Source organism: Clostridium sp. MCC328, assembly GCF_018785465.1.
Taxonomy (GTDB): Bacteria; Bacillota; Clostridia; order Lachnospirales; family Lachnospiraceae; genus Pilosibacter; species Pilosibacter fragilis.
In genome coordinates this window covers 1-18,317 of record NZ_WQPW01000023.1, presented here as the reverse complement: position 1 = coordinate 18,317, position 18,317 = coordinate 1, and the positions used below count along the sequence as shown (strand labels likewise).

15 protein-coding genes and 1 other annotated feature are annotated in these 18,317 nt (G+C 47.1%); of the genes, 6 read left to right on the top strand and 9 right to left on the bottom strand.

Annotation, left to right across the window (positions count from 1 at the left end; translation table 11 throughout):
* Positions 1-72: 72 nt before the first annotated feature.
* The 8 genes from GPK83_RS04800 to GPK83_RS04765 form a co-directional block, all read right to left on the bottom strand.
* Entirely contained in the window at positions 73-270 is a 198-nt protein-coding gene (locus tag GPK83_RS04800) for a hypothetical protein (protein ID WP_215704140.1), read from the bottom strand.
* 168 nt (positions 271-438) lie between these two features.
* Positions 439-936, bottom strand: a complete 498-nt coding sequence (locus tag GPK83_RS04795) for a hypothetical protein (protein WP_215704131.1) — start codon at positions 934-936, stop codon at positions 439-441.
* A 4-nt stretch (positions 937-940) separates the two neighbouring features.
* On the bottom strand, positions 941-1,336 hold the full coding sequence (locus tag GPK83_RS04790; RefSeq protein ID WP_215704130.1) for a hypothetical protein: 396 nt from the start codon (positions 1,334-1,336) through the stop codon (positions 941-943).
* Complete coding sequence (locus tag GPK83_RS04785; RefSeq protein WP_215704129.1) at positions 1,333-2,136, bottom strand: ATP-binding protein; 804 nt, start codon at positions 2,134-2,136, stop codon at positions 1,333-1,335. The genes GPK83_RS04790 and GPK83_RS04785 overlap by 4 nt, the downstream gene beginning before the upstream one ends.
* Before the next feature lie 203 nt (positions 2,137-2,339).
* Entirely contained in the window at positions 2,340-3,758 is a 1,419-nt protein-coding gene (rlmD, locus tag GPK83_RS04780; RefSeq protein ID WP_215704128.1) for a 23S rRNA (uracil(1939)-C(5))-methyltransferase RlmD, read from the bottom strand.
* Positions 3,759-4,231: 473 nt separating this feature from the next.
* Positions 4,232-5,932 (bottom strand): carbon starvation protein A, encoded by a 1,701-nt coding sequence (locus tag GPK83_RS04775; protein WP_215704127.1) that lies wholly within the window; start codon positions 5,930-5,932, stop codon positions 4,232-4,234.
* 128 nt (positions 5,933-6,060) lie between these two features.
* Positions 6,061-6,332: a binding site (T-box leader), on the bottom strand.
* 196 nt (positions 6,333-6,528) lie between these two features.
* Positions 6,529-7,473, bottom strand: a complete 945-nt coding sequence (locus GPK83_RS04770; RefSeq protein WP_117483920.1) for an HD domain-containing protein — start codon at positions 7,471-7,473, stop codon at positions 6,529-6,531.
* A 138-nt stretch (positions 7,474-7,611) separates the two neighbouring features.
* On the bottom strand, positions 7,612-8,937 hold the full coding sequence (locus GPK83_RS04765) for a S1C family serine protease (protein WP_215704126.1): 1,326 nt from the start codon (positions 8,935-8,937) through the stop codon (positions 7,612-7,614).
* Positions 8,938-9,301: 364 nt separating this feature from the next.
* Between GPK83_RS04765 and GPK83_RS04760 the strand changes: the two genes are divergently transcribed.
* From GPK83_RS04760 to GPK83_RS04750, 3 genes are all read left to right on the top strand, one after another.
* Entirely contained in the window at positions 9,302-11,698 is a 2,397-nt protein-coding gene (locus GPK83_RS04760; protein ID WP_215704125.1) for an endonuclease MutS2, read from the top strand.
* Between the two features lie 169 nt (positions 11,699-11,867).
* On the top strand, positions 11,868-12,578 hold the full coding sequence (locus tag GPK83_RS04755) for a response regulator transcription factor (protein WP_015554002.1): 711 nt from the start codon (positions 11,868-11,870) through the stop codon (positions 12,576-12,578).
* Positions 12,575-13,981: a HAMP domain-containing sensor histidine kinase gene (locus GPK83_RS04750; protein WP_215704124.1), complete on the top strand. Its 1,407-nt coding sequence runs from the start codon at positions 12,575-12,577 to the stop codon at positions 13,979-13,981. The genes GPK83_RS04755 and GPK83_RS04750 overlap by 4 nt, the downstream gene beginning before the upstream one ends.
* Before the next feature lie 140 nt (positions 13,982-14,121).
* On the opposite strand, the gene GPK83_RS04745 is transcribed toward GPK83_RS04750, so the two are convergent.
* Complete coding sequence (locus GPK83_RS04745) at positions 14,122-15,264, bottom strand: M20 family metallopeptidase (protein ID WP_215704123.1); 1,143 nt, start codon at positions 15,262-15,264, stop codon at positions 14,122-14,124.
* Between the two features lie 202 nt (positions 15,265-15,466).
* On the opposite strand from GPK83_RS04745, the gene GPK83_RS04740 reads away from it, so the two are divergent.
* From GPK83_RS04740 to GPK83_RS04730, 3 genes are all read left to right on the top strand, one after another.
* The gene (locus GPK83_RS04740; RefSeq protein ID WP_215704122.1) at positions 15,467-16,087 is read left to right on the top strand and encodes an MBL fold metallo-hydrolase; all 621 of its coding nucleotides are present in this window, start codon (positions 15,467-15,469) and stop codon (positions 16,085-16,087) included.
* A 315-nt stretch (positions 16,088-16,402) separates the two neighbouring features.
* Positions 16,403-16,885 (top strand): 3-isopropylmalate dehydratase small subunit, encoded by a 483-nt coding sequence (leuD, locus tag GPK83_RS04735; RefSeq protein ID WP_015553998.1) that lies wholly within the window; start codon positions 16,403-16,405, stop codon positions 16,883-16,885.
* A gap of 4 nt (positions 16,886-16,889) precedes the next feature.
* A complete protein-coding gene (locus tag GPK83_RS04730) occupies positions 16,890-18,140 on the top strand; it encodes a 3-isopropylmalate dehydratase large subunit (RefSeq protein ID WP_215704121.1) in 1,251 nt (416 codons plus the stop codon).
* The last annotated feature ends 177 nt before the right edge of the window (positions 18,141-18,317 follow it).

Genomic DNA, 18,317 nt, shown 5'->3' with positions numbered 1-18,317 from the left:
ATCCTCCCTAATATCTATGTACAAGGCAGAAGTTTTTAATATATGCTAAAAATATGTCAACCGAAATACATTTTACCTTTTTCTTGCTGATGCTGCCGCCTCTTTCCGTTCTTTATCGTTCAGTTGAAAAATCATATGAAATACTTTCATCCTATTACCGGTTTCAGGAACAATATGTTCGCTAGTAATCATTAAAGTACCTTTTAGCAAAAGCCTATTATTCAGCAGAGTCTCAAAACACCCCACTGTTTTAATATTCAAATGTTTCATTCAAAAGACCTGAAAACACACATTCATTTTCTCCCCTTAATATCCAACAAACCGCAGAAAATCAAGGTTTCTTTGAAAGCAGACAAACGGTTTCAATATTCCCCTGAACTTTGATTTTATACTGCATAGCGAAAGTATGCAATATGGTTTTTAAGTGGGGTAACGGTTTTATCCCCCATCGTTACAGTTATCCACAATATTCCTTAATTCATTTTCATAGTAATTATCCACTTTATTAATATCTTCTTGACTATAATATCGGCAAACATGTTCACTATCTTCGATAACTTCTTTTGCGCCTTTGGTTAATCTTTCTCCACCAACTAGCCAGTGTTCTGCATCTTGTGGATTTTTCTCACAATCAGCAACAAATTTATCAGCTACTGGTTTTCCAATTCTCCCTCCATAATTTTTTGCATCTATTCTAACCTTAATTTTTTTCTGAGATAATACAGGTTTTTTCTCTTTGTCATGTATAATTGCATTCATTAATTCTCCAATATTATGACCGCATTTCATCTCCAAGTCTAATCCATCATCAGGTTCATTTGTATATGTAGGCTTCTTTATATCAATATCTTCTCCTGCTTCTTCCATCTTAAAGATAGTTTTCATCAAATCTCGTTCGCCTTTTTTTCCTTTATCATCATTTATCTTTTTACTCATCAGCCTACCCCACAATAACAAAAACTTCATCCTGATGTGCATATTTATCTTTCTTTTTATTCAAGATGTTTCGAATCTCTAAAATGACATGCAATCTATCAAGCTTCACATTTTCTTCTTTACAAGAAATCTCTTTTTCTATAATTTCCTTCATAATTTCTTTTGACATTTGCACACATTTTTTTAAGATTTTATCTATATCTGCATTCAGAATAATCTCCTGTAAATAACACTCTTCTTCTCCCTTCTCCCAAAATTCTTGTTTACAAACATATTCTTTGAGAATCTCCTTATACAAATCATCAGACATTTCAACTATAGCGAGATTACAACTATTTTCCTCGCTATATTTTTGTTCTTCCAATTTAGAATACCTTGTTAAATATAAACTCATACTCATTTATTTTCTTCCTCCATAATCATTTCATACAAGCTATTTGCATTAACATTTTCAATCTTTTTCCCCTTATCTCTAAGTAATAATCTTTTCATCATATTCTTCACATCTGAAAATGTCATTTTTTTCTCAATTATTTTTTCTGCAATCTTATGATTTACTAGTTCATCATTAAAGAAAATATGAAATGGATTTTCCTCATTGGTCAAAAAATGTTCCATATCTTCAATGCTGTTATTAGTTATTTCGATTTTATAAGTAAACCTTCTTACAATGGCAGAATCCAAACTTTCCAGATGATTTGTCGTACACATCACCATCAGATTTGGATTGATTTTATCCAGATAATGCATAAAGATTGTCAATGCACGCTTCATATCTTCTAAATCTTTTGATTCTCTTCTATTTGGCAAAAAAGCCTCTATCTCCTCAATCAATAAATATACAGGATATTTTTTTGATTCATTCAATAGTTCTTCAAACACTTCATTTATTTTTTGTGCTGTTTTCCCCAATTTTTCAGAAACTAAAGCTGCCATATTCAGTTGATAGTATGATGCACTTGTGTTTTCCAACATACAATCATAGCATATAGATGTTTTCCCCGTACCTGGCTTGCCAAAAAGCAGAACATTTCCATTAATATTAAGGAACTTCATATACTCAATATTCTCTATGTCCATATCAAATATAATCTTTGAAAGAGTCTTAATTTCATCTCTTTCTTTTTCAAATCCTGTTAACGCTTTGACTCTTGTTTTCATTTCCTCCTTATCTAACATAAATAAATATTTTTCGTCCATTGACTTCACCTCCTAAGCTAATTCAAATATTATTGAATATCCAATCCCTTTCCTTACTTTTGCCAAAATGTATCCTTTCGCCAAAATGTATATCTCCCATTCCCCAAAGCCTATCCCCTGGGGTAAACATCCGATTATATCACCACTCTACGGAGACAGAAACACACATCTATTTTATTCCCAAAATGGCGTAATCCTTTGATTTATTGGGCTTTTCTTGACAGAAGGCAGACTGTTTCAACATGCCCGGACATTCCGAACATGTCGACAGTTCTGACACGTTTTACCTCATATCCGTTTTCTCCGAGGTACTTCACATCTCTCGCCAGGGTTGAGGAATCGCAGCTGACGTAAACTACTTTCTCCGGTGCCATCTTTACGATCGTCTCAAGGCAGAGCTCATCGCAGCCTTTTCTTGGCGGGTCGACCACGATCACATCGGCTTTGATGTGATTCTTTTCGTACTGTTCCGGAAGAACCTCTTCGGCTTTGCCGACAAAGAATTCTACATTGTCGAGACCGTTGCGCTTCGCATTCTCCCTCGCATCCTCGATCGCTGCCGGAATGATCTCGACACCGCAGACTTTCCCGGCTTTCTGGGCGAGGAAAGAAGAGATGGTTCCGATTCCACAGTAGAGATCCCAGACGGTCTCACCGCCGTTTAAATCAGCGAATTCCAGAGCTGTTCCGTAGAGACGTTCTGTCTGGACCGGGTTTACCTGATAGAACGATAGCGGAGAGATCCGATATTCGATGTTTCCGATCTTATCCGTGATATAACCCGGCCCGTAGAGATTTTTGATCTCGGTTCCCAGGATCACGTTTGTCTTTTCCATATTGAAGGACAGGGAGATACTGTCTGCGCCGGCTTCACGCATCCGCTCGATGAACTCTTTCTCATGGGGCAGTTTCTTTCCGTTGATCACGAGACATACCATATGTTCACCGCTGGCGAAACCTTTTCTTAAGAGAACATGGCGCACAAGTCCCTTGTGGTTTGCCTCATCATAAGGTTCCACACCAAAATCTTCCATGAATTTTAACACTGCCGCCAGATAATCTTTATTTTCCGCACATCCAAGCAGGCAGTCCAGCTCCGGTACCGGGATCAGGGAGTGGGTCCGTCCGGCAAAGAATCCCGCCGTCGGTTTTCCGTCTTTTCCGCGGCCGATCGGGTACTGCGCTTTGTTGCGGTATCTCCACGGGTCTTCCATCCCAATGATCGGTTCCATGACGACCGCGTCCGGCACTCCCGCTGCCTGTTCCGCCTCTTCCGGCAGGAACAGGTTTTCCATGCCGCCGATGCGTTTTAAGTGATTGTATACTTTCTTTTCCTTGAATTTTAACTGCTCTTTATAGTCCAGTTCCTGAAGCTGGCATCCGCCACAGGCTCTCGCCACCGGACATTTCGCCTCCACGCGGCCTTTTGCCGGGGTGATGACGCGCACAAGACGGGCAAAGCCGTAATTTTTTTTCATTTTCATGGCTGACGCCTCGATCGTATCCCCGATCAGGGCATCCTTCACGAACCAGATATATCCGTCCACGCGGCCGATACCTGCACCGTCCTCTCCCATGTCCTCGATGGTCACTGTAAATATATCGTTCTTCTTGATTTCCATAATTTGTTCCTTCTATATAAATATTCTTGTTGTACATTTTTATCGCTGAGCCCACTCTGTCCTTTCACCTCACTAGCCCAAACTAATAGCGTATATCCCGTACTGAGAATATACCGAATACACAAAGTGCAGAACAGACCTAAAAATAAGACTCAATGCTCAGTTTTTCTTAAGTATACAAGAATTACTCCCGCATTTGCAACCCCCATCACATAAACGAACGTGAAAATCTCTGCCCTATACCGCATACAGGCAAAACAACAGTGAAAAAGTGAATCCGATCCGCATTTTCAAATGAGTCACGTTTTTACGTCAATACAAAAAACCGGCTCCCCGCGCCCCGAAAACTCCCATTCAGAAGTCCCCGGAACCGGAAAACCAGTCTTAACATATCAACTCTATACGTTAAACATTATGTAAATCGCAATGTCCAGTGGGTATTCGCAATCCACTTTGCTGCTTACCTGATTCGATTATGCTCTTGCCTCAGAACCTGCCTTCTTGCTTAACAGCTCCTTACCGGATGTAACAACGATGATCACACCGAGAACCATAAGAAGGATCGCAACGATCAGCTGAAGTCCTTCAACCATAAATACTGCGGTACCTGCGCTGAATGCGTTTACAAGAGCAAGCGTTCTCTGAACCAGTGCTGTGAAGGTTACGCAGAGCATGATCACGCACGGTACGATCAGGGTCTTGTTCTGTCTGCCTGTTACCTTTAAGAATACGCAGAGTGTGATCAGAACAAGTGCACTTAACAGCTGGTTTGCGCTTCCGAATAACGGCCAGATGTTGGAGTAACCGACTCTTGTAAGGATATAGCCGAATGCAAGTGTAATGATCGTGGATACATATTTGTTGCAGAGGAATTTTCTCCAACTCTCCGCATTCTCCATATCGTCTACGGAGAAAAGCTCCTGGAAGGACATACGTCCGATACGTGCTACTGCATCAAGGCTTGTAAGAGCAAGAGCGGATACACACATGGTCATGAAGCACTGTGCAACATAGATCGGAAGACCGAACATCTCAAGAAGTCCAGCAACACCGGAGGAGAAGATCTGGAACGGAGTTCCTGCTGCTGCGGTACCGTCAGCGGCTGCAGCGGCGCCTGCTACGCAGAGTGCAAGTACGGCTAAGAGGCTCTCAAGAACCATTGCGCCGTAACCAACTTTTAACATATCTTTCTCGTTCTCAACGGTCTTGGAGGAAGTACCGGAGGAAACGAGGCTGTGGAAACCGGAAACGGCTCCGCAGGCTACGGTTACGAAAAGGATCGGGAACATGTTTCCGAGCTTCTCATTTGTGAAGCCTGTGTACATCGGAAGGTTCATGTTCGGATGCGCAACAACAATACCGACAACAGCGCCGAGGATCATTCCTGCAAACATGAATGTTGTCATGTAGTCACGCGGCTGCTTTAAGAGCCACATCGGAAGAACAGATGCAAAGAAGATATACGCAAATGTGAATCCTGTCCATGCGTCCTTACCGCCGATTAACGGAAATGCCATACCGATTGCAAGAGATGCAACCGTGCATGCAAGTCCTACGAAGAACTCGCTCTTGCCTTCAAGGTTGAGCTTCTTCTGAAGGACACCGAAAACCATCGCAAATACGATAAATGCAATGGAAATGGAGCCTGCGGCGCCGTTTGTCTGAGCCGCTGCTGCCAGCTCTGTAACGCCATCCTTAACCGTATAAGCATTGAATGTGCCTGCAACCATGTCAGCAAAGGCTGCGATAACAATCAAGGTAAATAACCAACAGAAGATCAGGAATAACCGCTTACCTGTCTTGCCGATGTACTTCTCGATCAGGAGTCCCATGGACTTACCTTCGTTCTTTACGCTTGCGTAAAGAGCGCCGAAGTCTGTGACCGCTCCGAAGAAGACACCACCGACAAGGATCCAGAGAAGAACCGGAACCCAGCCGAATGCAGCCGCCTGGATGGCACCCGTTACAGGACCGGCACCTGCGATAGAGGAAAACTGGTGTGAGAAAACGATCCAGCCGTTTGTAGGTACATAATCCTGTCCATCTTCATGTGTATAGGCAGGTGTCTTTGCCTTCGGGTCGATACCCCAGGTCTTTGCCAGCCAGCGTCCGTATACCATATATCCGCATAACAGACACACAGCTGAGATGAGAACGATTACTAATGTGTTCATGTCATTTCGCTCCTTTGTAAATTCATTTCGTCATACCGGAATGTCGCGAATTCCGGTCCCTATTGTCCATCCATATTCAAAAGGGGGTGAAAAAACAAAAACCCCCCGTCTCCATAGGGATTGCTCCCTTAGAAGACGAAGGATCTAACATTCTCCGCGTTACCACTTCTGTTGCCGAAAAACCGGCCTCTCAGTCCCATCCTCCTCAAGTATCTGCTGTACTCTCAGATGAATCGGTCCCCTTTTAACGGTGAGGTTTCCGTCCGGAATTACTAAAATGAGCTGTTCATCCCGGCTGCTTCCAGGTGATAACCTTCTAATTTCTTATCTGCCTCGCACCGACCGGCAGCTCTCTGAATAAGATCCTGTTAGAAAGTCCTGTCCCGTTCATCGCATTTGAATATGAACAACACTCATTTTAGTCACAAAAGTGATTTTGTCAACCGTTATTTTTTGATCTTTGCGGTTTCTTATCAGTGCAAAGCGCACATATATCTTTTACACACGGACATTTTGTGTCATCTGTCTTTCCATGACAAATTATTATCAAAATTATGCACGATTTATGATCCGTCGCGGGTCAATTTTTCTACATACTAGTTTTCACTCGTCCGGCGGACATTCGTCTCCATGAAGCGGTTGTAGCCGAGCCAGCCCATGTTGTCCCCGGCACCTCTTAAGATCTCTGTCATGGTCTCCATTTTCGCGTCCGCGTTGTCCGCAAGATTTAATGCCATCGCCTCGATCAGGGCTGGTTTCTTCGGGGAACCGTACTCAAGCTCACCGTGATGTGCAAGAATGCAGTGGATCAGCTCACTCTCCAGCTTTTTCGGGAATCCCGGCATCGTGTCGATCCGCTCTTTTACCATCTGGGAGCCGATGATGATGTGGCCGAGAAGCTGTCCGTCATCTGTGTAGTCATTCTCCGGGAACGCGGAAAGTTCTTTTGTCTTTCCGATATCATGGAACATCGCTGCCGTCAAGAGCAGGTCGCGGTTCAGCACCGGGTACTGTTTACTGAAGTAATCGCACATTTTTACAACACTTAAGGTATGTTCTAAAAGTCCGCCGACGAAGCCGTGATGAACGCTCTTTGCCGCGGAATGGAAGGAGAACGCCTTCATGAACTCCGGGTCGTTGAAATAGCCGGATGCCAGCTTTCTTAAGTACTCGTTCTTGATGGTTGTGATGTACTGGGTGAGCTCATGCTGCATCGTCGGGATGTCCTTTGTGGTCACCGGGAGATAATCTGCCGGATGGTACTCGCCCTCATCCGCCTTGCGGATCCGTTTTACATTTAACTGGTTTTGTCCCTGGAACAGAGTCACGTCCGCGTCAACATACACGTAATCCAGTGCGCAAAACTCGTTGATTCCCGGAGAGTTTAACTCCCAGATCTTCGCGTCAACAGTTCCTGTTTTATCCTGCAGTACAAGAGAACCGTACTCTTTTCCATTCTTTGTGAGCGCGATCTGTTTTGTCTTGCACAGGTATACATCCGAAATGTGGTTTCCTTCCCGGAATGTTTCAATAAATCTCATAATCTCTCCTTCTATTCATTGCGTCGACAGACGTTTTCTGTCTTTACATCTAGCGTTTCAGTTTTAAGGCTGAAACGTTATTATTGGACTAGATAACTGTTCAGTAAGTCTGAGCAGTTACAAGCCAGGCAGTAATAACTACCTGGCTCCAATCGTCACTTGATACTCTATCTCTTTATATTCATCAATAGACTTCCGTTTTACCGTAACTTTTACAGAATCTCCGGTCTTCGTGTCCTCCAGCTGGTTCTGGAAGTCCCGGATCGTCTGGATCTCCGTGTCCCTGATCTTTGTCAGGATATCACCGTTCTGGATCCCCACGTTGTAGGCAGGTCCATCTGCAATGGAATCTGTTATATATACTCCGCTGGGGATTCCGCTCTCCATCATCACGGAGGTCACATCCTGTCCCCGGATTCCGAAATACGGGGCGGACTGTCCGTTTGTGAGCTTCTGGAGCACGCCCTTGTACTCCGAGATCGGTATCGCCATCGTCTTATCTTCCGTCTGTCCATTATCACCGGACTGATAAGTGTCGGTTGCCCAGCCCACCAGCTGGCCGGAAAGATTTAAGAGGAATGTTCCCTCGTCTGCATGGCTCTCAAACTCGGTATACAGGATACGCGTCTGACCATCCACTGCCTGGACTCCCTTTGCCACATAGGCAATCAGCCCCTGCTTGACGGAATGGACATGTCCGGAGGGACTTCCCACCGCGAGGACCATGTCCCCGGTACGGACGGAATAGGAGTTTCCGAGTTCCACCGCCTTCATCCAGTTTACGGTCTGCTCTTCAATATCGGAGATCTTCGCACTGACAACTGCCATCTTGGAGGTGATGTCCTGGGATTTCAGTTCTACTGCCGCCGTGGATCCGTCCCCAAAGGTCACCCGCAGGGAGTCGGCTCCAGCCACCGCGCTTTGTCCTGTCAGAATCAGCGCCTCGCTGGAATTCACCGCGATGATGATTCCCGCATACTGTCCTGTCGTCTCAATAGGGTTATCAAACCAGTCCACGTCGTTTTTCACTGCGGAAACTGTCACGATACTCTTCTCGGATTCCAGGTAGATGTTCCGGAACGCGTCGTTTAACTCGGTGAGGTTTTTCGTCGTCCATGGGAACTTTTCCATGGCGTCCCCAACGATCTTATCCACCTCATCCTTCAGATCTTCCGCGCGGATCCCCTCTCCTGTGGTCTCCGCCATGGTCTCCACCGGTGTCGGCTCGCCGGATGGATCCTGGTCCCGTTCGATCGTGATCGGTGCGGAGGTCACTGGCTGCTCTTTACCCAAAAGCTTTTTCGCTGTCGGCAGTGATGCCACAAAGCTCACCGCAGCAACTCCACCGAAAACGGCCGCGAAAAGAACATAGCACAGGATCCGGCCCGCGGCCCTGCGCTTATCGATCGGAGGTTTTACGACCTTTTCCCTCATAAATTTTTTCTCGTTAGGTGTATCTGACATGAAAAAAGTCTCCTTTTCATATCTTACAGCAGCCCTTACTCCTGCTGCTACAGGCAAATATCCATCAAAATACGATTCCATTTGCGGATTCTTTGCGTTTAGCCTATCTTCTTTTCATTATAATTTTTTTCCTCTTATTATGCAACAAAAAAATGGTGTATACAGGTTTCTCCGTACCATTCGATAACCTTTTCCACAGGCTCTCCCTCCCAAATCTGACACCTCCACCGTAAGAAAAAATCTCTATGATATTTAACACGTTTGTGTTATACTTTTTCTGTGCAGGCAGGCATCTTTACTGAAAATCTCCGCATGTTTCATACCGCGGAATGTCTGCGTATTGAAAGGAAAAAAGGATCGACCTATGAATCAGAAAGTATTAAAAACACTTGAATATTATAAAATTATTGACCGCCTGACCGACTGTGCGGCGTCTGAACCGGGAAAGAAGATGTGCCGGGAGCTGACACCGTCCTCGAATTTCAACGAGATTGTCCAGACCCAGACCGAGACCGCCGATGCGGTGACCCGTGTGCGCCAGAAAGGAAGTCTCTCCTTAGCCGGAGTCCGTGATGTACGGGATTCCTTAAAACGTCTGGAGATCGGCAGCTCCTTAAGCATCACGGAGCTTCTCTCCGTCAGCGGACTTTTGACCTGTGCGGCCCGCGCAAAGAATTATGGACGCCATCCGGAAAATATGGAACTTCCTGATGACTCTCTCGATGAGATGTTCCGCACTCTGGAACCACTGACGAATGTGAACAGTGAGATCACCCGCTGTATTCTCGGTGAGGATGAGATCGCCGATGATGCAAGCCCGGGACTCCACCACGTCCGCCGCCAGATGAAGATCACGGCAGATAAAGTCCACACCCAGTTGAACTCCATCCTAAACTCCAGCCGGACCATGCTGCAGGATGCCGTTATCACCATGCGTGACGGACGTTACTGCCTCCCGGTCCGCGCCGAGTATAAGAGCCAGTTTGCCGGAATGGTCCATGACCAGTCGGCCACCGGATCCACACTCTTTATCGAGCCGATGGCGATCATCAAGCTAAACAACGAACTCCGTGAACTGGAATTAAAGGAGCAGAAAGAGATCGAGATGATCTTAGCTGCCTTAAGCACCGAGCTCGTCCCGTATATCGAGCCGATCACAACGGATTTTGAGATCCTCACAAAGCTGGATTTCATCTTCGCGAAGGCTGCTCTCTCAAGAATTTATAACTGTTCCATGCCGAAGTTTAACCGAAAAGGTTATATCCATATCAAGGATGGCCGCCATCCGCTCCTTGACCCCAAAAAGGTCGTTCCGATCAATATCTGGATGGGAAGAGATTTCGACCTGCTGATCGTAACAGGACCGAATACCGGCGGTAAGACCGTATCCTTAAAGACGGTCGGTCTGTTTACCCTGATGGGACAGTCCGGTCTGCAGATCCCGGCGTTTGACGGATCCGAGCTTTCCGTTTTTGACGAGGTATTCGCGGATATCGGCGATGAGCAGAGCATCGAGCAGAGCTTAAGTACCTTCTCCGCCCACATGACAAATATCGTTAAGATCCTAAATCAGGCAGACAGCCGGTCTCTCTGCCTTTTCGATGAGCTTTGTGCCGGAACGGACCCCACCGAGGGCGCTGCTTTAGCGATCTCTATCCTGTCCTTCCTTCACAATATGAAGTGCCGGACCATGGCGACCACCCACTACAGCGAATTGAAAGTATTCGCCCTGTCAACGCCGGGTGTTGAGAACGCCTGCTGTGAGTTTAATGTTGAAACACTGCGTCCGACTTATAAGCTTTTGATCGGTATTCCCGGAAAGAGCAACGCATTCGCGATCTCCAGACAGTTAGGGCTACCGGATTACATCATCGATGATGCGAAGACCCATCTGGAATCCAATGATGAGGCATTTGAGGACCTGCTTGCGAACTTAGATCAGAGCCGCGTGACCATCGAAAAAGAGCGGGCGGAGATCGCAAGCTACAAGGAAGAGATCTCCCGTTTAAAGAAGAATATCGAACAGAAGGAAGAGCGGCTTGATGAGCGGAAAGAAAAGCTCTTAAAGAATGCCAACGAGGAAGCCCAGCGGATCTTACGCGAGGCGAAAGAGACCGCGGACCAGACGATTCGGAATATCAACAAGCTTGCCGCAAGCTCCGGTGTCGGAAAAGAGCTGGAAGCTGAGAGAACAAAGCTCCGTGAAAAGCTGGATAAAGTCGATAAAAGCTTAAGTCTGAAGAACAATAAGGGGCCGAAAAAGACGATCTCACCGAAGAAATTAAAGATCGGTGACGGTGTTAAAGTCCTCACAATGAACTTAAAGGGAACGGTCAGCACACTGCCGAACGCAAAAGGCGATCTCTATGTGCAGATGGGAATCCTGCGCTCCCTTGTAAATATCAAAGATCTGGAACTTTTAGACGAGGCGTCCGTATCCGGACCGGGCCTCGATCCGGCTGCCCTGAAGCGGAACAACACCGGAAGCGGAAAGATCAAGATGGCGAAATCCTTCTCCGTCTCCCCGGAGGTCAATCTCATCGGAATGACAACGGACGAGGCAATGCCTGTCCTTGACAAGTATCTGGACGATGCTTATCTCGCCCATCTTCCGCAGGTCCGTGTCGTGCATGGACGCGGAACAGGTGCGCTGCGGGCTGCGGTTCATAAGCATTTGAAGAAGCTTAAATATGTGAAGGAATTCCGACTTGGAGAATTTGGGGAAGGCGATACGGGCGTTACGATCGTAACCTTCAAGTAACTTTCAATTAGGAACTGCGTCGGATTTTGTCTGAACAGTACTATTTTAAAGTTATGTTAACCGCAAAGGTTTCAATTTTACCCATCATCCTATAGGAAATAGAAACCTGCCCTGATTTACAGGCAAAAAACGAAATTTTTACGATAAATTTTAGAAGGAGGAGACCTCCATGGTCGATAAACAGAGAATTCTCATCGTCGACGATGACGAGAATATTGCAGAGTTAATTTCCCTGTACCTGATGAAAGAATGTTATGATACAAAGATCGTCGGGGACGGAGAATCCGCATTGAAGGAGGTTCCGGTCTTTAAGCCGAACCTGATCCTTCTCGACCTGATGCTGCCGGGCATGGATGGCTATCAGGTCTGCCGGGAGATCCGCACGACCTCTCAGGTACCGATCATCATGCTGTCCGCAAAGGGCGAGGTCTTCGACAAAGTTTTAGGTCTGGAGCTCGGTGCCGATGACTATATGATCAAGCCGTTCGATTCAAAAGAACTTGTCGCCAGAGTCAAGGCTGTTCTCCGCCGCTATCAGGCGGCCCCGGTCAGTATGTCCGCTGCGACAAAACAGCAGGGAGAATATGTGGAGTATCCGAATCTCATCGTCAACCTGACGAACTATTCCGTCCTCTACAAAGGCCACTCTGTGGATATGCCGCCGAAGGAGCTGGAACTTTTATACTTCCTTGCCTCCTCTCCGAATCAGGTCTTTACCCGAGAACAGCTGTTGGATCATATCTGGGGCTATGAGTATATCGGTGACACCCGGACTGTTGATGTCCACATCAAACGTCTTCGCGAGAAGATCCGCGACGACGAGAACTGGGCGCTGTCCACTGTCTGGGGAATCGGTTATAAATTTGAGGTACGACGATGACCCGTTCTCTTTATACCAAGTTTCTTCTCGGCTATCTGGTGTTTGGTCTTCTCGGTTTCATTTTCATCGCGACCATGTCCTCGGAGATCACCTACCAGTATCTCTTAGAAGAAAAGTCTGAATCGCTCTACGATGAGGCGAATCTTCTCGCCTCCACCTACAGCGATATCTATCAGGGCAAAAATATCAGTCTGTCCACGGCAAACCCGCAGCTGCAGGCCGTTGCCACCTACTTAAAGGCACAGGCCTGGGTCATCAACCAGAAAGGCAGCGTTGTTGCGGAGACTGCCCCAGCCTCCCATATCGGCACCGCCATCGATGGTTTTGATCCCACCGTGGCGGGAAACCGCTCGTATATGACCGGCAGATTTTTCGGCATGTTTGATAAAGACATGCTGTCCGTCATTGCGCCGATCACGGGAAATTTCAATACGTATGGATACGTGGTGATCCATATGCCCATCGAACAGATCGTACATGGGAAAGACCGTATCCTGAACATTGTATACATTACAGCGCTGGTGGTTTTCATCCTGTCCCTGATCATTCTTCTCGTGTTCACAAAGACCGTATATGTCCCGTTAAAGAAGATCACCGCGGGTGCGAAGGAATACGCGGCAGGAAACTTAAGTCATACGATCAATGTAACTTCTGCCGATGAGATGGGATATCTTGCCAACACCTTAAATTATATGTCCAGTGAATTAAATAAGATGGAGGAATATCAGCATTCCTTTATCGCCAACGTCTCCCACGACTTCCGCTCCCCGCTGACATCCATCAAGGGGTATCTGGAAGCGATCAAAGACGGAACGATCCCGCCGGAATTATACGATAAGTATCTCGGTATCCTGATCTCTGAGACAGAGCGTTTAAACAAACTCACTCAGGGCATGCTGACGCTGAACTCTCTCGACAGCAAGGGATTCCTGACACGGAGCAACTTCGATATCAATCGTGTTATTAAAGATACCGCGGCAACCTTCGAGGGAACCTGCAATGCAAAGGATATCGTTCTCGATCTCACCTTCGCTGCGGATATCCAGATGGTGTATGCAGACCTCGGTAAGATCCAGCAGGTGCTCTACAATCTGATCGACAACGCCATCAAATTCAGCCGTGAGAACTCTGTGATCTATATCCAGACTTCACTGAAGTACGAGAAAGTCTTTGTTTCCGTGAAGGATACGGGAATCGGTATTCCGAGGGAAAGTATCAAGAAGATCTGGGACCGGTTCTATAAGTCGGATCTCTCCAGAGGTAAGGATAAGAAGGGAACAGGACTCGGTCTGGCGATCGTAAAAGAGATCGTACAGGCACATGGGGAAAATATTGATGTGATCAGCACCCAGGGGGTCGGGTCGGAATTTATCTTTACGCTGCCGAAGGCAACGGCGCTGTAATACAGCAAAAAATCTCTGCCCGGTCACACCTCGATGTGTCTGGGCAGAGATTTTTATTTCTGTCAATTTCTTTAGTTTCCTTAGATTTCTTTCATCTTCGTCCTAGTCGCATGAACAACCACCTTCATGCTTTGTTTTTTTTATGATCGGCCGGACATCATATCAAGTCCTGTCATTGCCAGCACCTTTACCGCGGCAGTGAGGGCACGTCTTCCTGCTTCGCCTCCTGCAGCGTCCGCAAATGCTGCTGTATGGGTTCCTAATCCTTCGCCCACACCGATATAGAACTGGGCAGCCGGAAGTGCTTGAGTTACATTGCCGACATCCGTTGATCCGATTCCCTGAGTCAGATCCCGCGGAATGTGGTGTTCTCCGATCAGGTCCATATTTTTCTCCACTGCCGTCACAAGTTCCCGGTTGTTGCGCACATCCTTAATGAGATAACCGTCCTGTTTGATCTCAACCTCTACACCGGCGCAAATCGCCGCACCCTTTGCACAGCGGTCAATGACTGCAATCACTTCTTCTAAATAACCTGCGTCTAATGCCCGGATATTAAACCGGCATACAGCTTTCTCCGGAACGATATTTACTACGGTTCCGCCTTCCAGGATAATTCCGTGAACCCTCGTGTAATCCTTAAAATGAAGTCTCTGGGAATCTACCGCATGGAACATCTGGAGAACTCCGTTTAACGCACTGGCCCCCATCCACGGGCACGCTGCGGTATGTGCCGGTTTTCCGGTGAAGGTATAGGTCTTATTTACGGCTGCAAATGAGATATCATCTGCCATGGACATATCACTCGGATGCATGATCAGCGCCATATCCACACCATCGAAGATTCCTTCGTCCAGCATCGTGATCTTTCCGCTTCCGTTTTCCTCTGCCGGTGTTCCAAGAACCTTCAGGGTTCCGCCGATCCCGTATTTTTCCATGATTTCTTTTAATATCACACCGGCGCCGGCTCCGCTGGTGCCGATCAGATTGTGTCCGCATGCATGTCCAATTTCAGGAAGTGCGTCGTACTCGCACATAAAGGCAAAGGTCATTCCCGGCTTTCCGCTCCGGTATTCTGCCACAAATGCGGTCTCCAGAGAGCCAGCTCCCCGCTGTACTTTAAAGCCATGCTTTTCCAGCAGCCCGCACAGCTGATCCTGCGCCAGCGTTTCATGGTATGCCAGCTCCGGATGAGCAAATATGCATGCACTGACCGTCTCAAACTCATCCCGGTGTTTCTCCGCCAATGTTTCGATCTCGTGCTTTACCTGTGTAAGCTCCATCGTCATTTCCTCCTGTTATTCCCGATATTATATCCACTATTATACCGCGGCTGCTCCTGATTTCTCAAGCACTGATCACATAAATTTCCCACTCTGGCACAGATGGGACCTTGCTTTTCGTCCATTGAATCTCCTTGCGTTTCATGATAAAATATAGTCATCTGCTCAATCATTTCTAACTGCTCGAGAGGAGGACATAATTATGAATTCTATTTCTATCACCTGGAATGGTCATTCCTGTTTTACCATTGAAAAAGATGGTTTTTCCATTGTTTTTGATCCATATGGCCCAAATACGGTACCGGGGCTTGCTCCACTTTCCCTCACCGCGGACATGGTACTCTGCAGCCACGAACATGGTGACCACGGGTACACGGACGCAGTGACCTTAAAGCACAGCGGGACAAAGAACCCGTTTTCCATCACGAAAATTGACACCTGGCATGACCCGGAACAGGGGGCGCTACGCGGGCCGAACCGGATCCATATCCTGGAGGCGGACGGGCTTAAGATCGCCCACATGGGTGATATCGGATGTCCTCTGACCAGGAAACAGAAAGACATGTTAAAGCATCTCGATGCGATCCTGATCCCGGTGGGCGGTTACTATACGATCGACGCGGCGCAGGCGAAGGCTGTGGTGGATGACCTCGCTCCCCGCGTTGTGATCCCGATGCATTACCGCTCCGACCACTTTGGCTATCCGGTGATCGGACGGCTGGAGGAATTTACGGGACTCTGCCGGAATGTGGTGGAGTACGATTCCAATGCACTGCTCCTGACGGCTGAAACAAGACCGCAGACAGCGGTTTTAAAGCTGTAATAAACCGATAAGTTCCATTTTTGCTGCAGTTTTCCGTGATGATCCGGCCGGCAGTGTAAAAATACAGCTGTCATGTCCGTTCAAATACAGAGTTTAACTGCAGCAATTTTTATGGCCTTTTCCCGGCGTTAGAAAGCACCATAATTTTATAACTTTAAGTTATGTGCCATATCAATACGCGCCATTTTATTTATGCCTGATCCTATGCTATAATGAGGAAACGAAAGAATTCATGAACTGTTAAGGCGGCTGACGGTCTGGATTTTTGCAGCTGTCTTTTAATATTTCTTAGATAAGAAAGGAACATATAAAGTCATGGCAGAAGGAACGATCTTTAAATTTCATAATGACCTTGATACCGATCAGATCATTGCATCCCAGTATCTGCTCTTACCAAATCTGGAAGAGATGAAAGAGCACACATTCGAGTCTCTTGACCCGGATTTCCCGAAAAAAGTAAAACCTGGTGATTTCGTAGTAGGCGGTGAGAACTTCGGCTGCGGTTCTTCCAGAGAACAGGCACCGGGCGTTTTAAAAGCCCTCGGCGTACAGGCCGTCGTTGCAAAATCCTTCGCAAGGATTTTCTATAGAAATGCCATCAACATCGGACTTCCGGTCATCGTCTGTAAAGACCTGCCGGATGATGTAAAGACCGGCGACACCATGGAACTTTCCATGTCTGACGGAACTGCCCACGCAAACGGAAAGACATATTCCTGCACAAAGCTGCCGGAATACATGCAGAACATCTTAAATCAGGGCGGACTGATCGCTTCTTTAAACCGTGAGGAGGACTAAGACAATGGGAATGACGATTGCAGAAAAGATCATTGCGGCGGCAGCCGGAGTTGACTACGTAAAACCGGGAGATATCCATACCGTAACATTAGACCGTATGATGAGTAACGACGGAACTACCCATCTGACCGTTGACATGTACCGCAATAAATTAAAACATCCGCATATCGCGGACACAAAGAAGATGGTATTCATTGTAGACCACAACGTTCCGTCCGACTGCCCGAAGACAGCGGCATCCCAGAAGAAGATGCGCGACTTCGCGAAGGAAAACAACATTGATTTCTGGGAGGGAAAAGGCGTCTGCCACCAGGTTATGATGGAACATTATGTCTGCCCGGGCGAGCTGATCTTCGGTGCTGACAGCCACACCTGCTCTTACGGCGCTCTCGGTGCCTTCGGTACCGGCGTTGGCTGTACCGACCTTCTCTACGGCATGGTGACAGGCAAATCCTGGGTTCTCGTTCCGGAGACTGTAAAATTCAACCTCGTCGGAAAACTGCCGGAAGGCGTTTACGCGAGAGACCTGATCTTGACCATCATCGGCACCATCGGCGCAAACGGCTGCAACTACCAGGTTATGGAGTTCACAGGCGAGGGCGCTAAGACATTGAGCATCAGCGAGCGTATGGTCCTCTGCAACATGGCTGTCGAGGCAGGTGCCAAGACCGGTATCTTCGAGCCGGACGAGAAAGCCATCGAATACCTGGAAGCTCACGGAAGGAAGCCGAAGGCGCTCTTTCAGAGCGATCCTGATGCTGTATACGCAAGAGAATATACCTTCGATCTCTCCAAGATCCGCCCGGTAGTGGCGAAACCGGACTTCGTTGACAACCTGGTTCCGGCTGAGGAAGTCCGCGGCGTGAAGATCGACGAGGCATTCTTAGGTTCCTGCAACAACGGACGTATCGAGGATCTGAGAGTCGGCGCTTCTATTATTAAAGGAAAGAAAGTTGCTGAAAAAGTTCGTTTCCTTGTGGTTCCGGCAAGCCAGACCGTTTATCTTCAGGCACTGAAGGAAGGCCTGATCGACATCTTTATGGAAGCCGGTGCAATTGTTATGAACCCGAACTGCAGCGTATGCTGGGGCAGCTGCCAGGGTGTGATCGGCGAGAACGAAGTCCTGATCAGCACCGGTACGAGAAACTTTAAGGGCCGCGCAGGTCATCCGAGCTCCAAGGTATATCTTGGATCCGCAGCGACGGTTACGGCGTCTGCTATTAAGGGAGAAATTGCATTAGCAAGTGATTTATAATCTGTATAGATTTGTAAAGACTATTTTCACTTCTGCCTGTACTTTTATACAGGCAGAAGTGTCGTTCCACCAGTAATGCCCCTATACATAGAATAAATGTAACTATTCAGTACCTTCATAGTTACGTGCAAAAATCCATTCCAGATCAGCTTCGCTGATGGGATTTTTGCCTTCCAG